This window comes from Actinokineospora bangkokensis (genome assembly GCF_001940455.1).
Taxonomy (GTDB): Bacteria; Actinomycetota; Actinomycetes; order Mycobacteriales; family Pseudonocardiaceae; genus Actinokineospora; species Actinokineospora bangkokensis.
This window is the reverse complement of sequence record NZ_MKQR01000009.1, coordinates 402,541-421,789: the sequence shown is the minus strand read 5'-3', so window position 1 is coordinate 421,789 and position 19,249 is coordinate 402,541. Positions and strand designations below refer to the sequence as shown.

The 19,249-nt window shown below is 76.1% G+C and carries 10 protein-coding genes; 7 read left to right on the top strand and 3 right to left on the bottom strand.

The annotated features are described in order from the left end of the window. Positions 1-64: 64 nt before the first annotated feature. Entirely contained in the window at positions 65-9,109 is a 9,045-nt protein-coding gene (locus BJP25_RS10120; RefSeq protein WP_075974565.1) for a non-ribosomal peptide synthetase, read from the bottom strand. Positions 9,110-9,352: 243 nt separating this feature from the next. Here BJP25_RS10120 and BJP25_RS10115 point away from each other — a divergent pair, with 243 nt between their 5' ends. The 7 genes from BJP25_RS10115 to BJP25_RS10085 all read left to right on the top strand — a co-directional run bounded on the left by BJP25_RS10115 (position 9,353) and on the right by BJP25_RS10085 (position 15,982). Beyond that, positions 9,353-10,294 (top strand): ATP-binding cassette domain-containing protein, encoded by a 942-nt coding sequence (locus tag BJP25_RS10115; RefSeq protein WP_075974564.1) that lies wholly within the window; start codon positions 9,353-9,355, stop codon positions 10,292-10,294. Next, a complete protein-coding gene (locus BJP25_RS10110) occupies positions 10,291-11,109 on the top strand; it encodes an ABC transporter permease (protein ID WP_075974563.1) in 819 nt (272 codons plus the stop codon). Before BJP25_RS10115 ends, BJP25_RS10110 begins: the two co-directional genes overlap by 4 nt. A gap of 68 nt (positions 11,110-11,177) precedes the next feature. Further along, positions 11,178-12,188, top strand: a complete 1,011-nt coding sequence (gene sbnA, locus BJP25_RS10105) for a 2,3-diaminopropionate biosynthesis protein SbnA (protein ID WP_233157988.1) — start codon at positions 11,178-11,180, stop codon at positions 12,186-12,188. Positions 12,189-12,276: 88 nt separating this feature from the next. Beyond that, positions 12,277-13,347, top strand: coding sequence for a 2,3-diaminopropionate biosynthesis protein SbnB (sbnB, locus tag BJP25_RS10100; protein WP_075974562.1), 1,071 nt, complete (start codon positions 12,277-12,279; stop codon positions 13,345-13,347). 164 nt (positions 13,348-13,511) lie between these two features. After that, the gene (locus BJP25_RS10095; RefSeq protein WP_143218974.1) at positions 13,512-14,552 is read left to right on the top strand and encodes a helix-turn-helix transcriptional regulator; all 1,041 of its coding nucleotides are present in this window, start codon (positions 13,512-13,514) and stop codon (positions 14,550-14,552) included. Positions 14,553-15,081: 529 nt separating this feature from the next. Continuing rightward, the gene (locus BJP25_RS34075) at positions 15,082-15,258 is read left to right on the top strand and encodes a hypothetical protein (RefSeq protein ID WP_158075627.1); all 177 of its coding nucleotides are present in this window, start codon (positions 15,082-15,084) and stop codon (positions 15,256-15,258) included. Between the two features lie 181 nt (positions 15,259-15,439). Further along, complete coding sequence (locus BJP25_RS10085) at positions 15,440-15,982, top strand: helix-turn-helix transcriptional regulator (RefSeq protein WP_158075626.1); 543 nt, start codon at positions 15,440-15,442, stop codon at positions 15,980-15,982. A 286-nt stretch (positions 15,983-16,268) separates the two neighbouring features. Here the strand turns inward: BJP25_RS10085 and amaB are convergent, their stop codons facing one another. Further along, positions 16,269-17,810, bottom strand: a complete 1,542-nt coding sequence (gene amaB, locus BJP25_RS10080) for an L-piperidine-6-carboxylate dehydrogenase (protein ID WP_075974558.1) — start codon at positions 17,808-17,810, stop codon at positions 16,269-16,271. Next, on the bottom strand, positions 17,807-19,225 hold the full coding sequence (gene hglS / locus BJP25_RS10075; protein WP_075974557.1) for a 2-oxoadipate dioxygenase/decarboxylase: 1,419 nt from the start codon (positions 19,223-19,225) through the stop codon (positions 17,807-17,809). Before hglS ends, amaB begins: the two co-directional genes overlap by 4 nt. Positions 19,226-19,249: the final 24 nt, after the last annotated feature.

Here is a 19,249-nt window from a genome sequence, read left to right as displayed (position 1 = left end):
TGGTCGTCGGTGTGCGGGGCCGTGCGCGTGGCGGGTCGGGGGGTGCCGGGTCCGGGGGCCCGGCTCAGTCGAGGAGGTCCTCGAACTCGTCGATGTCGTCCTGGCTGACCGACACCAGGGCCAGGTCGGACGGGGTCAGCCCACCCGCGTCGGGGCGGGCGGCGTGCTCGACGAGCACGCCGAGGGCGCGCCGCCAGGTGCGAGCCAGCGCGCCGACCTCGGCGGCGCTGAGCAGCCCGGCCGGGTAGCGCCAGGTCGCCGACAGCCGCGGCCCGTCCGGGCCGTCGACGGCGACCGCGGTGATCTCCACCGCGTGCGGCAGCGCCATGGCGGGGTCGGCGCCGCCGCCGAGGCCGGGTGCCTCGGGGGCGGCCTCGAAGTCGCCGCCGTCGCCGGGTTCGCTGACCCGGCCCAGGTAGTTGAAGCCGAGTTGCGGGGTGGTCCCGGCGGCCAGCGCCGCGGCGGTGGCCGGGTTGAGGTGGCGCAGCAGGCCGTAGCCGATGCCGCCGTCGGGCAGCGCCCGCACCTGCTCCTTGACCTGCTTGAGGGCGCGGCCCGCGGCCGGGCCCGCCGCCCACAGCTCGTCCCAGTCGTCGACGCCGGGGTCCAGCCGCACCGGGTGCAGGCTGGTGAACCAGCCGACCGTGCGGGAGACGTCGGCGCCGGGCAGGTCGGCGCGGCCGTGGCCCTCGACGTCGACGAGCACCGGGCCGCTGGCGTCGAGGCGCTGGTCGGCGACGGTGATGGCCAGCGCGGCCAGCAGCACGTCCTGCACCCCGGCGTGGAAGGCGGTGGGCACCTCGGTCAGCAGCGGCAGCGTCTCGGCCGGGGTCAGCTCGACGGTGACGACCTCGGCGGTGCCCGCGGTGTCGCGGGCCGGGTCCAGCGGCCGGGCGGCCAGCGGCGCGTCGGGCTGCCCGACCTGCTCCAGCCACAGCGGCAGCTCGGCGGTGCGGCGGGTGGCCTCCTCGGTGAGCAGCCGCCCCCAGGTGCGGTAGGAGGTGGGCACCGGGGCGGGTTCGGCGCCCTGCCAGGCCGCGGCCAGGTCGGGCAGCAGGACCCGCCAGGACACCCCGTCCACGGCGAGGTGGTGCACCACGAGCAGCAGCCGCCCGGGGCGGCGGGCACCGGCGTCGAACCACACGAACCGGGCCACCCGGCCCGCCCACGGGTCCAGGGCGCGGCGGGCGTGCTCGACCTCCTCGGCGACGACGGCGGCCAGGCCCTCCGGGTCGACGGTGGTGACGTCGACCCGGCTGAGCAGCTGGGTGGCGCGCACCGCGCCGCGCGGCTCGACGGCGGCGCCCCCGGCCGGGTCCAGGCGCAGGCGCAGCGCGTCGTGCCGGTCGAGCAGGGCGTCCAGCGCGGCGGCCAGGCGCACCACGTCCGCCCCGGCGGGGGTGGTGACGAGCATCGACTGGTGGAAGCCGGTGAGCTTGCCGGGCAGGTCGAGCAGCCAGTGCGAGATGGGGGTGAGCACCAGCGGCCCGGTGCCCGCGTCGGCGTCCTCGGCGACGGCGGTGGTGGCGGTGCCCGCGACCGCCGCGAGGCGGGCGGGGGTGCGGTGCTCGAAGACCTGGCGCGGGGTGAGCACGACCCCCGCGGCCCTGGCCCGGGACACGAGCTGGATGGAGATGATGCTGTCGCCGCCGAGCTCGAAGAAGCTCTCGTCGGCGCCGACCGACGCCAGGCCCAGCAGCTCGGCCACCAGCCCGGCGATCAGCTCCTCCACCGGGCCCTCGGCGCGCCTGCCCGCGCCGGAGCGCACCGGGTCGGGGGCGGGCAGGGCCTTGCGGTCGAGCTTGCCGTTGGGGGTCAACGGCAGCGCGTCGAGGACCAGCACCGCCGCGGGCACCATGTGCTCGGGCAGCGCGGCGGCGGCGTGCGCGCGCAGCTGCTCGGGGTCGACCGCGGCGCCGACGGCGTAGGCGACCAGGCGCACCGAGCCGGGCCGGTCGCGGCGGGCCACGACGGCGACGGCCTCGACCGCGGGGTGCCCGGCCAGCACGGCCTCGACCTCGCCGGGTTCGACCCGCTGGCCGCGGATCTTGACCTGGTCGTCGACCCGGCCCAGGTACTCCAGGGCGCCGTCGGCGCGCCAGCGGGCGATGTCGCCGGTGCGGTACATGCGGTCACCGGGGCCGCCGTGCGGGTCGGCGACGAAGCGGCCCGCGGTGAGGCCGGGGCGCTGGTGGTAGCCCAGGGCCAGCTGGCGGCCCGCCAGGTACAGCTCGCCGGGGACGCCGGGCGGCACCGGCCGCAGCGCGGGGTCGAGGACGTAGGTGGCGGTGTTCCACACCGGGCGGCCGATGGGCACCGAGGTGCCGTCCTCGGGGGTGACCGCCCAGGAGGTGACGTCGACGGAGGCCTCGGTGGGCCCGTAGAGGTTGTGCACCGGCACGGCGAACTCGGAGCTGAAGCGGGTGGCCAGCTCACCGGGCAGGGCCTCGCCGCTGCACAGCACCCGGCGCAGGCTGGTGCAGCGCGCCGGGTCGGCCTCGGCGGCGAACGCCTGGAGCATCGACGGGACGAAGTGGACGGTGGTGACCCGCTGCCGGTCGATCAGCTCGGCCAGGTAGCCGGGGTCGCGGTGGCCCTCGGGGCGGGCGACCACCAGCGCGGAGCCCGCGAGGAAGGACCAGAAGAACTCCCACACCGACACGTCGAACCCGGACGGGGTCTTCTGCAGCACCCGGTCGTCGGTGCGCAGCCCGTAGGCGTGCTGGGTCCACAGCAGGCGGTTGACGATGCCGCGGTGCGGGACGAGCACGCCCTTGGGCCTGCCGGTGGAGCCGGAGGTGAAGATGGCGTAGGCGGGGTGCTCGGGCAGCAGCGGGGTGGTGCGGTCGGCGTCGGTGAGCGGGGCCGGGCTGTGCGCTGAGGTGTCGACGGGCAGCAGCAGCCGGGGGACGTCGCCGGGCAGGGTGGGGTCGAGCTCGGGGGTGGTCAGCAGCAGCGCGGGGGCGCCGTCTTCGAGCAGGAACCCGATGCGGTCGGCCGGGTAGTCCGGGTCGATGGGCAGGTAGGCCGCACCAGCGCGCAGCACCGCGTGCAGGGCCACGACCAGCTCGACCGAGCGCGGCACCGCCACGGCCACCAACCGGCCGGGGCCCGCGCCGCGCTCGACCAGCAGCCGGGCGAGCCGGTTGGCCTCGGCGTCGAACTCGGCGTGGGTCAGCGAGCGGTCCTCGAACACCAGGGCCTCGGCGTGCGGGGTGCGCGCGGCGGCCGCGGCGAGCAGGGCGGTCAGCGTGGTGTCGGGGAGGTCGGCGGCGGTGTCGTTGAACCCGCGCAGCACCAGGTGGCGCTCGTCGTCGCCGAGCACGTCGATCTGGGCGGGGGTGGCATCGGGGTGGGCGACGAGGGTGTCCAGGACGCGGCGCAGGCGGGTGAGCAGCAGCCGCGCGGCGTCGGCGTCAACGAGGTCGGGGCGGTGGCCCAGGCGCAGTTCCAGCTCCGGGCCAGGCACGGCCATCAGGGTCAGCGGGTAGTGGGTGGCGTCGACGCCGTCGATGCCGGTGATGGTGGCGCCGGGCAGGGTGAGCGCGGACGGGTCGAGCGGGTAGTTCTCGAACACCACCAGGGTGTCGAACAGCTCCCCGACGCCTGCGAGGCGCTGCACCTCGGCCAGCCCGAGGTGCTGGTGGGGCACCAGGCCCGCCTGCCGGTCCTGGGTGTCGGCGAAGGCGTCCAGGGCGGGGCGGTGCCGGTCGAGCCGCACCCGCACGGGGACGGTGTTGATGAACAGCCCGACCATGGTCTCCACGCCGTCGAGGTCGGCGGGGCGGCCGCTGACGGTGGCGCCGAAGGTGAGGTCGGTGCGGCCGGTGAGCGCGGACAGCAGCAGCGCCCACGCGCCCTGCACCAGCGTGTTGGTGGTGATCCCGCGGGCGCGGGCCAGCGCGTCGAGCGGGGCGGCGGGCACGTGCACGCTGACCCGGGCGGGTTCGGCGGCGTGCTCGGGGCGCTCGGTGGGCAGCAGCAGGGTCGGTTCCTCGACCCCGGCCAGCTCGGCGGCCCACGCCTGGCGGGCGGGTTCGGCGGGCAGCGCGGCGAGGTGGGCCAGGTGGTCGCGGAACGGCCGGGCCGGGCCGAGGTCGGCGCCCGCGTCGCCGTAGAGGGCGAACAGCTCGGTGGCGACGATGGGGGTGGACCAGCCGTCGAGCAGGATGTGGTGGTTGGTCAGGGTGATCCGGTGCCTGCCGCCGCCGAGGCGGAACAGCGCGACCCGCAGCAGCGGCGGGGCGGCCAGGTCGAACCGGGCGCCGCGGTCGGCGGCCTGCACAGCGGCCAGCCGCGCGGCCTGGTCGGGGGCCGCGGACAGGTCGTGCACGGCCAGCGGGACCTCGACCTCGGCGGGCAGCACCTGCACCGGGTCGCCGCCGCCCGCGGGGAAGGCGGCGCCGAGCTCGGGGCGCCTGCGCAGCAGGGCGGCCAAGGCGGCGCGCAGCGCGGTCTCGTCGACCGGGCCGTCGACGTCGAACCCGAACTGGACGGTGTAGACGTCGGCCTCGGCGTCGTCGAAGCGGGCGTGGAAGAGCAGCCCGCGCTGGAGGGGGGCCAGCGGCAGCACGTCGCGCAGCGGGCCGTACCGCAGCTCCAGCGCGTCGACCCGGTCCTGGTCGAGCTCGACCAGCGGGAAGTCGCCGGGGGTGGCGCCGACGCGGCCGCCGACGGCGGCGACGTGCGCGGCGATGGCGGCCAAGGCCTGCTGCCAGGCGGCGACCAGGTCGGCGGGCAGGTCGTGGCCCACCGCGTCGACGGCGGCGGTGACGTGCGCGGTGAGGCCGCCGTCGGGGGTGACCAGGGTGGTGACCTCGACCGCGTGCGCGGGGCGGGCCCCGTCGTGGTCGCCGGGGACGGCGGGGGCGTCGGCGAGCGCCCACTCCCCCAGGTCGGGCAGGACGAGCGAGCCGAGGTGGTTGAAGCACACCTGCGGCACCGCGGCCCCGGGCAGCCCGCCCGCGCGGCGCAGCACGCCGTAGCCGACGCCGCTGTCGGGCACGGCCCGCAGCAGGTCGCGGACGCGCTTGACGGCGGTGCCCGCGCAACGCCCGCCCGCCATGGCGTCGCCGAGGTCCACACCGGACAGGTCGATGCCGAGCGGGTGCACGGCGGTGAACCAGCCGACGGTGCGGGACAGGTCGACCCCGGGCAGCACGTCGGCGCGGCCGTGGGTCTCGACGTCGACGAGCAGGCCGCCCGCCGGGCGCACCGACTCCGCGGCCAGCGCGAGCCCGGCCAGCAGCACCTCGGCCACGCCGCCGAAGGCGGCCGCGACCGGGCCCAGCAGCTCGGCGGCGAGCGCGCCGGGCACCCGCAGGGTGGTGGTCGCGGTGGTGGCGCGGGTGTCGCGGGCGGGGTCGAAGGCGCGGTCGCCGAAGCGCGGGTCAGCCACGGCCAGGTGCTCCCGCCACAGCCCCGCCTCACCCGATCGGTCCAGTGTGGACAGCTGCTGGGCCCACCACCGGTAGGCGGTGCCGACCTCGGGCAGGCGCACCGGGTCGCCCGCGGCCACGGCGGTGGCGGCCTGGGCCAGGTCGGGCAGCAGGATGCGCCAGGACACCCCGTCGACGAGCAGGTGGTGCAGGACGAGCAGGACCCGCCGGGCGCCGTCGAACCACACGACCTGGGCCAGCACCCCGTCCTCGGGGAACAGCCGCTGCCAGGCCGCGCGGGTCGCCTCCTCGACGTCGGTGCCCGCGGGGACCCGGGTGATCAGGTCGGCGGCGCGCACCGAACCGGGCGCGCCCACCTCCAGGCGCGGCCCGCAGTGGTCGGCGTCGACGACGACGCGGGTGCGCAGGGCGTCGTGGTGGTCGAACAGCGCCTGCAGGGCGGTGGCGAACCCGTCGGGGTCGAGCCAGGCCGGGGTGTCGAGCAGGACGGCCTGGTGCAGGCCGTCGACGGGGCCGCCGCGGTCGAACAGGTCGGCCACGATGGGCAGCGGCGCCAGCGCACCGGTGCCCTGGCCGGTGCCCGCGGCGGCGGGCGCCCGCCCGGCGCGCTCGGCCACGGCGGCGAGCGCGGCGGGGGTGCGGGCGTCGAAGACCTGCCGCGGGGTGAGTAGCAGCCCGGCCTCGCGGGCGCGGGAGACGAGCCGGATGGCGACGATGCTGTCGCCGCCGAGGTCGAAGAAGCTGTCGGCGGGGCCGACGCCGTCGACCCCGAGCACGTCCCCGACCAGCTCGCACAGCAGGCGCTGGGACTCGTCGGCGGGCTCGTCACCGGCCCCGGCGGCGAGGTAGCGGGGGGCGGGCAGGGCCTTGCGGTCGAGCTTGCCGTTGGGGTTGAGCGGCAACCGGTCCAGCTCGACGAACGCGGCGGGCACCATGTACTCCGGCAGCGCCGCGGCCAGCGCCGAGCGCACGCCGTCGACGTCGGCGGACGCACCGCCCGCGCCGACGAGGTAGGCGACCAGCTGCTTGACGCCGGGGGTGTCCTCGCGGACGACCACCGCGGCCTGGGCGACCGAGGGGTGCGCGGCGGCGGCGGTCTCGACCTCCCCGAGCTCGATGCGGAACCCGCGCACCTTCACCTGGTCGTCGCCGCGGCCGAGGTACTCGACGTCGCCGTCGGGGTTCCAGCGCACGACGTCGCCGGTGCGGTACATGCGGTCGCCGGGGCCGCCGAAGGGGTCGGCGACGAACCGCTGCGCGGTCAGGCCGGGGCGGTCGAGGTAGCCGCGGGCGAGCCCGGCACCGGCCAGGTACAGCTCGCCGGTGGCGCCGGGGGGCACCGGGCGCAGCGCGGTGTCCAGCACGTAGGCGCGGGTGTTGCGGATGGGGGCGCCGATGGGCGGCGCGGCGGCCACCGGGCCGTCGGCGTACCAGGCGGTCGCGTAGACGGTGGCCTCGGTGGGGCCGTAGATGTTCGACAGCCGGGTGCCGGGGACGGTCTCCTGCACCAGGCGGGCGTTGGGCAGCGACAGCCCCTCCCCCGCGAGCACCACGTCCCCGGCCTCGACGCGCACGCCGCCGTGGGCGAGCACCTGGGCCAGGGCCGAGGGCACGGCGCTGACGAGGGTGCCCGACCAGCGGGCGCCGGGCTGCTCGGCCAGCGCGAGCAGGTCGCGCACGACCTCGACCGAGCCGCCGCAGGCCAGCGGGCCCAGCAGCTCGAAGACCGAGACGTCGAAGTTGAGCGAGGTCGCGGCGAGCACGTGCGCCAGCCGCGCGGGCCCGAAGTCCGCCGCGGCCCAGCGCAGCAGGTCGGCCAGGGCGGCGTGCTCGACGACGACGCCCTTGGGGCGGCCGGTGGAGCCGGAGGTGAAGATCGTGTAGGCGGCGGTGGCCGGGCGCAGCGGGGCGCGGCGGTCGGCGTCGGTCAGCGGGGCGGGGTCGAGCGCGGCGGTGTCGGTCTCGTCGAGCACGAGCAGCGCGTGGTCGCCCCCGGGCAGGGCCGAGCGGGCCGAGGTGTCGGTGAGCACGAGCACGGGCGCGGCGTCGGCGAGCATGAACGCGATGCGGTCGGCGGGGTAGGCGGGGTCGACCGGGACGTAGGAGGCGCCGGACTTGAGCACGGCCAGCACCGCCACGAGCAGGTCGTGGGTGCGGCGCAGGCACAGGGCGACGGCGGTCTCCGGCCCGGCCCCGCGCTCGACGAGCAGCCGGGCGAGGCGGTTGGCGCGCCCGTGCAGCTCGGCGTAGGTCAGCGCGGTGCCGCCGTGGCGGGCGGCGACGGCGTCCGGGGTGGCCGCGGCCTGGGCGTCGAGCAGGTCCACGGCGGTCTCGACGGGGTTGGGGCGCGCGGTGTCGTTCCACCGGCGCAGCACCAGGTCCAGCTCGTCGGGGGTGGCCACCTCCAGGGCCGCGAGCGGCGCCTCGGGGCCCGCGGCGGCGAACGCGGCGGTGAAGGCGGTGAACCGGGCGTGCAGGGCGTCGAGCGCGGCCGGGCCGAACAGGTCGGGGTTGGCGTCGAGGACGAGGTCGACGCCCTGCCCGGCGCCGCGGGCGTCGATGACCAGCGACAGCTCGTCGACCGGGCCGCCCGCGAGGTTGACCGGCCGGGCGGGGGCGGTGCCGAAGCGCAGGTCGTCCTGGTCGACCAGGACGATGTTGACGTGCGGGCCGACCAGCCGGGCGTCGTCGGTGACCAGCTTGAGGTCGCGGCGCATGTCCTCGTACCGGTAGCGCTGGTGGCGCACCGCGGCGCGCAGCCGGGTCGAGGCGGCCGCGGTCAGCTCGCCGCAGGTGGCGGCGGGGTCGGCGGGCAGCACGAGCGGGACGATGTTGGACACCATCCCGGGCACCCCGGCGGCCGGGCCCTTGGGGCGGGCGGAGACCGGGATGCCGAGCACGACCTCGCGGGCGCCGGTGAGCCTGCCCAGGTAGGCGCCGAACGCGGCGACGACCACCGCGGGCCAGGCGCAGCCGACCTCGCGGGCCAGCCCGCGCACGGCGGCCATGTCCTCCCCGGTCAGGTGCGCGCGCCTGCGGTCGAGCCGGTGCGGCATGACGGGCCGGTCGCCGGTGACGCTGACCGGTTCGGGGCGGTGGGCCAGCGCTTGGGCCCAGTGCGCGCGGTCGCGCTCGAAGCGCTCGCCTGCGCGGTAGTCGCGCTCCTCCTCCACCAGCTCGCGCAGCGGCGGGAACGGGCTGGGGCCGCAGGGGCCGCCCCCGCACAGCGCGGTGTAGACCTCCGCGACGCGCCGCTGCACCAGCGACATGCCCACGCCGTCGAGCAGGGCGTGGTGGTAGCGCTGGTACCACCAGGACCGGTCGGGGCCCACGTGCAGCAGGGCGAAGGCGAACAGCGGGCCGCCGTCGAGGTCGGCCGGGGTGGCCAGCTCCGCGCGCATCCACGCGGTCGCCTCGGCCTCCGGGTCCGCCGCGGCGGAGAAGTCCAGTTCGGACAGACCGGGGTCGGTGGCGGTGGTGATGGCCTGGGTGGCGGTCCCGTCGGCGTCGACCGACACCCGCGCCCGCAGCGCCTCGGCCTCCGCGAGCACCGTCACCAGGGCGGCGCGCAGCAGCCCGGCGTCCACCCGCGCGGCGACCTCGACGTGCTCGGCGATGTTGTAGACCGGGTTCGCCGGGTCGAGGCGCTGGGCGAAGACGACGCCGGACTGGGCGGCCGTCAACGGCAGGCGCGGGGGCGCAGCGTTCATTCGGGGATCACCTTCGCTCGCGGTGCGGCACGGGGGGCGGGGTGCAGCCAGTGTCGGGATCCCGCGCTCGCCCCGGCAATCGCCTTGCAGCTAGCTGCACCGCTGGTCGGGCCGGGGATGCGTTGCCCGGCAACGGGGTTTCAGCTTGCTGCAACGCGCTGGGCGGGCGCGGGCGCCGCTGCTTGAGTGGTGGCGCACGCCGGAGCAGGCGTGCCACCGCCGCGAGCGAACCGAGGTGCACGAGTGGACTACGCGATCGAGGCCGAGGGCCTGCGCAAGGACTACGGCAGCCACCAGGCGCTGCGCGGGATCGACCTGGCCGTGCCCAGCGGCAGCGTGCTGGGCGTGCTGGGCCCCAACGGCGCGGGCAAGACGACCACCGTGCGGATCCTGGCGACGCTGCTCGACGCCGACGGCGGCACCGCGACCGTGGCCGGGCACGACGTGCGCCGCGCGCCCGCCGAGGTGCGCAGGCGCATCGGGCTCACCGGCCAGTACGCCGCGCTCGACGACACCCTCACCGGCCGGGAGAACCTGCGCCTGGTCGGTGTCCTGCACCGGCTGGGCCGGGCCAGGGCACGGGCGGTGGCCGAGGAGCTGCTGGCCTCCTTCGAGCTCACCGACGCCGCCGACCGCCCGGTGAAGGGCTACTCCGGGGGCATGCGGCGGCGGTTGGACCTGGCCGCGAGCCTGGTCGCCGAGCCGTCGGTGCTCTTCCTCGACGAGCCGACCACCGGGCTGGACCCGCACAGCCGCAACACCCTCTGGCAGCGCATCCGGTCCCAGGTGCAGGCCGGGGTGACGGTGCTGCTGACCACGCAGTACCTGGAGGAGGCCGACCAGCTCGCCGACCGCGTGGTCGTGGTCGACGCCGGGCAGGTCATCGCCGAGGGCACCCCCGACGAGCTCAAGCGCAAGGTCGGCGGGGAGCGGCTGGCGGTGACGCTGGCCGACCCCGCCCAGTCCGCGACCGCCGCGGCCGCGCTGAGCCGGGTCGGTGCCGAGGCCGCGGTGGCGGTGGGCGAGCGGGTGGTGCAGGTGGGCCTGCGCCCGGGCATCGGCGCGATCGCCGAGGCCGCCGCCGCGCTGGCCGCCCTCGGCGTCGAGGTCGAGGACTTCGGCGTGCGCCGCCCCTCCCTCGACGACGTCTTCCTCGCCCTGACCGGACACGGAGCCGCAGCATGACCACCGCCACCCCCGCCACCCCCGCCCTCGTCGGCGCGCTCAGCGACACCGCGGCGCTGTTCGGCAGGCAGATGCGCCACCTGCTGCGCATGCCCGCCAAGCTGCTCAGCGCCACCGTCATGCCGGTCGCCTACGTGGCGCTGTTCGGCGTGCTGTTCGGCAGCGCGATGGCCGCCCCGGGCGGCGACTACCAGGACTACCTGATGGCGGGCATCCTCGCCCAGACGATGCTGACGAACCTGTCGAGCACCGCCCTGGGCGTGGCGACCGACCTGGGCAACGGGTTGGTGGACCGGTTCCGGTCGCTGCCGATGTCGAGCGGGTCGGTGCTGGCCGCGCGCACCGCGTCGGCGGTGGTGGTGTCCGCGCTGTCCATCCTGGTCATGTCCGGGGTGGGCTACGGGATCGGCTGGCGGCTGCGCGCCGGGGTGCTCGACGCGCTGCTGGGCTTCGGCCTGCTGCTGCTGCTCGGGCTGGCGATGTCCTGGTTGGGCGCCCTGCTGGGGTTGCTGCTGCGCGACGCCGAGGCGATCAGCTCGGTGGCCGTGCTCGTGGTGCTGCCGCTGACGTTCCTGTCCAACGCCTTCATCCCGCTGACCGGTCTGCCCGGGTGGCTGCGCGCGGTGTGCGAGTGGAACCCGCTCAGCGCCGTGGTCACCGCGTGCAGGCAGCTGTTCGGCAACGCCACCGGCCCGACCGCCGACAGCCTGCCCGGTCAGCACCCGCTGGCCGTGGGCACCGCGCTGGTGCTGGCCCTGCTGCTGGTGGCCGCGCCGCTCGCGGTGCGGGCCTACCGGCGCACCGCCACCCGCTGAGCGGCCGTGCCGCCCAGCCCCGACGGGCGCGCGGGACCGTCCCGCCGCCGCACTGGAGGTGACCTGGCGTGACCGCTACCGCGAGCGGCCCCGACCTGACGACCCTGGGTCCGCTGGCGAGCGGACTGGCGCGCATCGGTGGGGCGATGCGCGAGACCGCGCTCGTCCCGCTGCGCCACGGCGCGGTCGACCTGCACGCCAAGCTGGAGTACGCCAACCCCAACGGCAGCTCCAAGGACCGCTCGGCGTTCTGGATCCTCAAGCGCGCCGTGGAGCGCGGGGACGTCACCGAGCGCACGACCGTGGTGGAGTCCTCCTCGGGCAACTTCGCCCTGTCGATGGCCTCGTTCTGCCGCGTGCTGGGCATCGACTTCGTCCCGGTGATCGACCCGAACTGCAACGCCTCCACCGAGGCCTACCTGCGGCTGACCTGCGACCGGGTGGAGAAGGTGACCGAGCGCGACGCCACCGGCGGCTACCTGGCGACCCGGTTGCGCCGGGTGGCGGCGCTGCGGGCGGAGCTGCCCGCGGCGTTCTGGCCCGACCAGTACGGCAACGCCGACGCGGTGGAGGCGCACTACCTGCTCACCGGTGGTGAGCTGGTGCGCGCGTTCGACCGGATCGACTACGCGTTCATCGGCGCCGGGACCGGCGGCACGATCGGCGGGGTGTCGCTGCGGTTGAAGGAGGCCTACCCGGGCGTGCGGGTGGTGGCGGTGGACGCCGAGGGCTCGGCCATCTTCGGCGGGGCGCCCAAGACCCGCCGCATCCCCGGCCTGGGGTCGAGCATGGTGCCGCCGCTGATCGGCAAGGCGCTCATCGACGAGGTGCTCATCGTGTCCGAGCCCGACACCGTGCGCGGCTGCCACGACCTGCTGCGCGAGCACGGCCTCTACGCGGGCGGGTCCACCGGCACCGTCTACTCGGCGCTGACCCGCTACTTCGCCGACCTGCCCGCGGGCGGCGCCGGTCCCCGCCCCACCGCGGTGTTCCTGTGCGCCGACCGCGGCACCGCCTACGCCGACACCATCTACAACCCGGCGTGGGCGGCGACCCTGCTCGACCCGGCGCCCGCCTGAAGCGGCACCCCTGAACCGCGCACGGACCGCGCCGCCGCCGAAACCGCCCGAAACCCCTCCAGAACCCCCAGAACCGGAGCACCAGCACATGACTGCCACCGCTGAACCGACGCGCGCCGCCGAGCCCGACCAGGAGGTCGTCGCCGTCCCCGAGCTGCGCGTGATCGGCGCGGGCGACATCGGCGCCGTCATCGAGTCCGACCGCGAGGGCGCGCTGGCGGCCGTGCGGGCGGCCTACCTGGCCCACCACGACGGCGACACCGTCAACCCGCACAGCAGCTTCCTGCGCTTCCCGGAGCGGGCGCGCGACCGGATCATCGCGCTGCCCGCCTTCCTCGGCGGGCAGCGCCCGGTGTCGGGGATCAAGTGGATCGCCAGCTACCCGGGCAACACCGAGCACGGCATCCCGCGCGCCTCGGCGATGCTGGTGCTCAACGACTACGCCAGCGGCTACCCGTACGCGGTGCTGGAGTCCTCGCTGATCTCGGCCACCCGCACCGCCGGGTCGGCGGTGCTGGCGGCCGAGGCGCTGGTGGGCGCGCGCCGCGCGACCCGCGTCGGCGTGGTGGGCACCGGCCTGATCGCCGAGCACGTGCGCCGGTTCCTGCGCGACCTGGGCTGGGCGGTGGGCGGCTGGAACCTGTTCGACACCCGCCGCGCCAACGCCGAGCGCTTCGCCGCCGCGATCGCCGCCGACGGCATGCCCGGGGCGGACGACACCACCGTGGTGGACGAGGTGTCGGGGGCATTCCTCGGCTGCGACCTGGTGGTGCTGGCCACCGTCGCGGGCGAGCCGCACGTGCACGACCCGGCGCTGCTGGCCCACGCCCCCGTCGTGCTGCACCTGTCGCTGCGCGACCTGGCGCCGGAGGTGGTGCTGGCCGCCACGAACATCACCGACGACGTCGACCACGCGGTGCGCGAGCGCACCTCGCTGCACCTGGCCGAGCAGGTGGTGGGCCACCGCGACTTCGTGCACGGCACCATCGCGGGCGTGCTGCGCGGGGAGGTCGTGCCGGAGCCGGGCCGGGCGGTGGTGTTCGCCCCGTTCGGGTTGGGCGTGCTGGACCTGGCCGTGGGCGGCTGGGCGCACGACCGCGTGACCGGTTCCGGTGGTGGGCAGGCGGTTCCGGACTTCTACCGGGGTGCCGTGGGCTGACCCCTGTAGGGGGTGGGGTATCGCCACCCCTACCCGTGGATCTTCGTGGTCCGACCCGGTGGTCGCGGTCAGTGCGGAGCGCTACTGTCCGTCCCGCGGTGACCGCGAGCACCACCCGGTCGGGACAACCCGGCGGTGAGCGGTCCCCGCACGCAGGGGGAACCGTGGTTGACGACGATGACGTTGTTGCGCGCGGCGGGGACCTCGGCCACGGGGTCGGGCCATCGCTGGACCCGGCGTTGGTCGAGGTCTACGGCGTGCTGCTGGAGGGACCGCTCACCACCGACGAGTGCTCGGGCGCGGTGGGCAGGCCCGCGCTGCCCGACCTGCACCGGTTGGCGGCCATGCACCTGGTGCGCCCGGCGCTGGCGCTGCCCGGCGGGTGGGAGGCCGTGGCCCCCGACACCGCGATCGCCGCGTCCCTGGCACCGCTGCAGGAGCGGGTGCGGGAGCTGACCGAGCGCACCGAGTCCGTGCGCGCGGTGCTCGGGTCGCTGGAACCGCTGCACCGGGCCGCGCGCCGCAAGCAGTCCGCCGATTCCAGCACCGAGCTGGTGCGCGGCAGCGAGCAGGTGCGCCGCAGGCTCAGCGACCTGGCGGGCAGCGCCCAGCGCGAGGTGATGGCGGTGCACCCCACCATGGCACCGGTGGAGGTGCTGCGCGAGGGGTTGGCCCTCGACCGCGCCCTGCTCGCGCGCGGGGTGGACTACAAGGTGGTCTGGCCGCACACCGCGCGCAGGCAGCAGGACTCCATCGAGTACATGCGGCTGCTGCGCGGGTTGGGCGGGACGGTGCGCACCGCGCCGATGCTGCCGAGCCGGATCATCCTGCTGGACCGGTCGGTGGCGCTGGTGCCGCTGCCCGCCGAGGAGGGCCCGGGCGCCGCGGTGGTGCGCGACCCGGTGGTGCTGGACTTCCTGGTCAGCATCTTCGACCACATCTGGGACCGGGCGCAGCCGGTGGAGGAGATCTCCTACGACAACCGGGTGTTCGGCGAGATCGAGCTGGCGATCCTGCAGGCGCTGACCCGCGGTGACACCGATGAGGCGATCGCGCGGGCGCTGGGCATCTCGACCAGGACGCTGCGCCGCTACCTGACCGCGATGTTCGAGCGGTTGGAGGTCGAGACCCGGTTCCAGCTCGGGATCGCGGCGATGCGCGCCGGGCTCGTCCAGGTGGAGACCTACTGCCCCACCGAGGGCTGACCCGCCCCGGCGCGCCCTGTCCCGCCCCGGCCCACCCTGTCCTGTTCCGGTCTCCTGGGCCGTCCTGTGCCCGTCTGCCCTGTCCGGATTCGGCCTGTCCTGGTCCGGCGCGCTCCCGTTCCCCTGTCCCGATCCGGCCTGTCCCGGTCCGGACCGGTGCGCCCCGACCGGCCCGGTCCGGGCCGATCCGGGCGCGCGGAGCACCCCGGGCACGGGTCGGGCACAGGGGTCGGACCCGGACTAGGGGTTTCCCCAGTGGGTGATCTTGACCCGTTCGGCGGTGGCCCGCGCAGCCGAACGGCGGCGAGGCGGGCCGGATGTCGATTTTCGGAAGAATGCGACCCCTAACGATGATCACCCCTATTGTTGCACACGCGACTATCGCACTGGCCGTTATTTGACAACAACTGGCCCGGTCCGGACAGCCGTCGTGCTGGCGCCCCACTTCGGCATGCGGTTCATTGGTCGCACCCCCACCGACCGCCCCGTGGACGACCACCGGCCGGTCACGCACCAAGAAGGGCAGACCATGCACCGCTTCCTTTCCGCCATCGCCATCGCGGCCGCCGCCGTGGGCACCCCCGCCGCCGCGGCCGCGCTCTCCGCCGACCACGAGCAGATCGCCACCGGGGTCTCCGCCACCGTCTACGTCCCCGAGCAGGGCGAACCGCACACCCTCGGCCTGTTCTGGCCGTGCTCGCCGTGACCCGGTGCGGACAGCACCGGCCGGAAGCGGACATCCCAGACCTCAGAGTGGAATCGCGGAGAAATTCATGAGAACGCTGGAAAACCCGGAACTCTTATCCCTCGGCACCACCATTGGCGAATCGGCGCGGACCACCTGCCGGGATCGGTTGTCCCGGCTGACGGAACGAATGCTGGTGGGGGTGTCCGAGCGGATCACCGTGCTGGCCACGACCTACCGCCCGGACGCGCCGGAGTTCTCCCGGGAGATCGCCGACACCATCCTGCGCCGCGGCGGGCAGGTGCGGGTGGTGCTGCGCTCGTCGCTCACGGCGAACAGCGCGGTGGCCGGGCACGCGCAGTGGCTGGCCGAGCGCGGCGCGGCGCCGCGGGTGGTGGACCGGCTGCCGCTGCACGCGGTGCTGATCGACGACTCGCTGGCGGTGGTGACCGAGGACGACCAGGACCGGCTGGTGCGCGACCCGGTGGCCATCGACGCCCTCGGCGCGGCGGCCGAGCGGCACTGGGAGCGGGCGGTGCCGGTGACGCCGCTGCCGGGGCGCAGCAACCGCGCCGAGCAGGTGCTGCGGCTGCTGGCCCAGGGCCTGACCGACGAGGCGGTGGCCCGGCGCATCGGCGTCAGCGTGCGCACCGTCCGCAACGAGGTCGCGGTCACGATGACCGGGATGGACGCCCACAGCCGCTTCCAGGCCGGTGTGCGGGCCGCGCAGCTCGGTCTCATCTGAGCGCCCCCGCTCCCCCGGTTCCCCGCGGTGCTGAGCACCGCCGCTGTCCGACCGCTCCGCCGCCGCCCGCCCCCGGTGTCCACTCCCGGGCAGGCGGGCCGAGGTGCGGGACTCTCCCCGCACCGCCTGGCACTCCCCCGGTGCCTGCGCCGAGCGGCCGATTTCCCCTGTGAGGTCCTGACATCCCTGCCTGCCACCCCTGGGCAGGCGGTTCCCGCGCGCCCGGGTCGGTGCTGGGACGCGACCGGTCGCGCGGGGTCCTGCCCCGCGCGACCGGCCCGCGGGGTCAGAGGAAGCTGACGTTCTGGGCGAGGGTGAGGGTGTCGGAGTAGTTGATGGTGTTGGTGGCGCGGCGCATGTAGGCCCGCCAGGCGTCGGAGCCGGACTCGCGGCCGCCGCCGGTCTCCTTCTCCCCGCCGAAGGCGCCGCCGATCTCGGCGCCGGAGGTGCCGATGTTGACGTTGGCGATGCCGCAGTCGGAGCCGTCGGCGGCCAGGAACCGCTCGGCCTCGCGCTGGTCCTGGGTGAAGATCGACGACGACAGGCCCTGGGGGACGTCGTTGTGCAGGGCCACGGCCTCCTCGAAGGTGCGGTAGGTCAGCACGTAGAGGACCGGCGCGAAGGTCTCCTCGCGCACGATCGCGGTCTGGGCGGGCATCCGGACGATCGCGGGCCGGACGTAGGCGCCGCCGGGGGTCGGCACGCGGGTGCCCCCCACGAGGACCTCGCCGCCCTCGGCGCGGGCCTGCTCCAGCGCGGCGGCCATGGTGTCGGCGGCCCGGTCGCTGATGAGCGGGCCGACGAGGGTGGCGTCGTCGTAGGGATCCCCGATGGGCAGGCCCGCGTAGGCGGCGGTGAGGCGGCCGACGAGGTCGTCGGCGACGTCCTCGTGCACGATGAGCCTGCGCAGGGTGGTGCAGCGCTGGCCCGCGGTGCCCGCGGCGGCGAAGACGATGCCCGCGGTGGCCAGCCGCAGGTCGGCGCTGGGGGCGACGACCGCGGCGTTGTTGCCGCCGAGCTCCAGCAGCGACCGGCCGAAGCGGGCGGCGACGCGGGGCCCGACCTCGCGGCCCATCCTGGTCGAGCCGGTGGCGCTGACCAGGGCGACGCGCGGGTCGTCGACCACGCGCTCCCCGGCGGCCCGGTCCCCGAGGACGAGCCGGTGGACGTCGGCGGGGGCGCCGGTGGCGGCGATGGCCCGGTCGAGCAGGTGGCTCGCGGCCAGCGAGATCAGCGGGGTCAGCTCACTGGGCTTCCACACCACCGCATCCCCGCAGACCAGGGCGATCGCGGTGTTCCACGCCCAGACCGCGGCGGGGAAGTTGAACGCGGAGATGACCCCGACGACGCCGAGCGGGTGGTAGGTCTCGGCGAGCCGGTGCCCCGGCCGCTCGGAGGCGATGGAGCGGCCGTAGAGCTGGCGGGACAGGCCGACGGCGAAGTCGCAGATGTCGATCATCTCCTGGACCTCGCCCAGCGCCTCGGAGGCGATCTTGCCCGCCTCGGCGGTGACGAGGACGGCCAGGTCGGCCTTGTGCGCGCGCAGCAGCTCCCCGAAGGTGCGCACCAGCTCGCCGCGCGCGGGCGCCGGGGTGGTGCGCCAGGCGCGGAAGGCCTCGGCGGCGGCGCCGATGGCGGCGTCGGTGTCCGCCGCGGTGTCGGCGCGCAGCTCGAACAGGGTGTCCCCGGTGATGGGGGTGCGCGCGGCGAGCCCGGTGCCCTCGGGGACGGTCGCGCCGACCCGGTCGAGGGCGGCGCGGACCCTGGCGCGCACCTCGTCGGTGGTCGGCGGGACCGCGGTGGCGCGGTCGGTGGTGGTGTCGGTCATCGGTGCCCTTCCGGTGGTGCCGGTGCGTGGTCGGGGGTGATCGGGGTGCCCAGGCGCGCGGCCAGCCGGTCGAGGCTGTCGGCCTGCTCGCGGGCGTAGAGGTCGAACGGGTCGTGGATGTCGCGGCCGACCGCGCCCGCCAGCCAGTCGACGTCGTGGTCGGCGGCGGCGGAGGTGTGGTGGCGGGTGCCCTCGCCGCTGAGGTTGGACTGGAAGATGCCCGCGGCGGAGCGGGGCAGGAAGTCCTCGTAGACGATCGGGGTGGCGGTGGCCCACCCGCCGTCGACCAGCGCGGCGGGGGTGGTGGGCGGGGTGCCCCGCGGCGGGTCGGGGGCGGGGTCGTAGGTGAAGAAGGCGAGGTCGGCGCCGAGGAGCCCGCGCTCGGTGTCGGGCAGGCCCTGCTCCCACACCTGCCGGGCGACCTCGGCGCGCACCTGGTCGGGGTCGGCGGCCAGGCGCCGGTCGACCTCGGTGAGCAGGGCGTCGTAGCGGGCGCGCCCGGCGCGGGTGAGGGCGATGCCGCGGGCCTCGACCTCCCCGAAGCGCACCCGCAGCGACCCGGGGACGACGGTGCCGTCGGGTTGGCGCAGCGGGCGGGGTTCGGCCAGGGCGCGGAAGGAGGTCTGGCGCAGCAGCACGTCGGGTCCGCGCCAGCGGGGCGGGCCCTGGATGGCGTCGATCATCTCGATGCCGCGCCCGCGCATCCGCCGGTAGAGCTCGTCGATGTCGAGCACGCGCGGGGTGAGGTGGTTGACGTGGGTGCTGGTGACCCCGCCGATGTCGGCGGCGACGGCGGAGACGGCCTCCAGGCGCCGGTACCAGGCGTGGTCGACCGGCTCGGTGGACAGCTCGAACGCGGCGACGGCCAGCTCCAGGAACCGCTCGGCGGCCTGCTCGGGCAGTTCCCGCTCGGCCTCGGCGCGGTCGGCCAGGGCCAGCAGCTCGGGGCTGAACAGCTGCCTGCGGGCCAGGAACGCGGTCAGCTCGGCGCGCAGGTCGGGGTCGAAGAAGCGCGGGTCGTCGGGGGTGAGCAGGGAGGTGAACACGCGGAAGGGGTTGCGGGCCAGCTCGTCGGCGTCGACGGGCCGGAAGGCGGTGGAGACGACGGGGACGGCGCTGGCGGCGGCCTCGCGCAGGTCGTAGAACCCGACCGGGCGCATCCCCAGCGCCCCGAAGACCCTGGCGACCTGGTTGAGCTCGGCGGGGGTGCCGACCCGGATGGCCCCGTGCCGCTCGGCGGTGACGCGGGCGAGGGACCCCAGGCGCTCGGCCGCCTCGCCCCACCGGGCGAGCACGTCGCGGTTGACCTGCTCGGAGACCTCGACGAGGGTCGTGTAGGCGGGGACCTCGCGCCCGTACATCCGCGAGAGCCGACGGGCGAAGGCCGCCCGCAGCCGCCACTGGCTGACCGTCATGCCACCCCTTTCCCGGGTGCTTGC

Coding starts and splice junctions, on each gene's coding strand:
- BJP25_RS34075 (WP_158075627.1), top strand. CDS start 15,082: ATGCACCGCTTCCTTTCCGCCATCGCCATCGCGGCCGCCGCCGTGGGC.
- BJP25_RS10110 (WP_075974563.1), top strand. CDS start 10,291: ATGACCACCGCCACCCCCGCCACCCCCGCCCTCGTCGGCGCGCTCAGC.
- hglS (WP_075974557.1), bottom strand. CDS start 19,225: ATGACGGTCAGCCAGTGGCGGCTGCGGGCGGCCTTCGCCCGTCGGCTC.
- amaB (WP_075974558.1), bottom strand. CDS start 17,810: ATGACCGACACCACCACCGACCGCGCCACCGCGGTCCCGCCGACCACC.
- sbnB (WP_075974562.1), top strand. CDS start 12,277: ATGACTGCCACCGCTGAACCGACGCGCGCCGCCGAGCCCGACCAGGAG.
- BJP25_RS10120 (WP_075974565.1), bottom strand. CDS start 9,109: ATGAACGCTGCGCCCCCGCGCCTGCCGTTGACGGCCGCCCAGTCCGGC.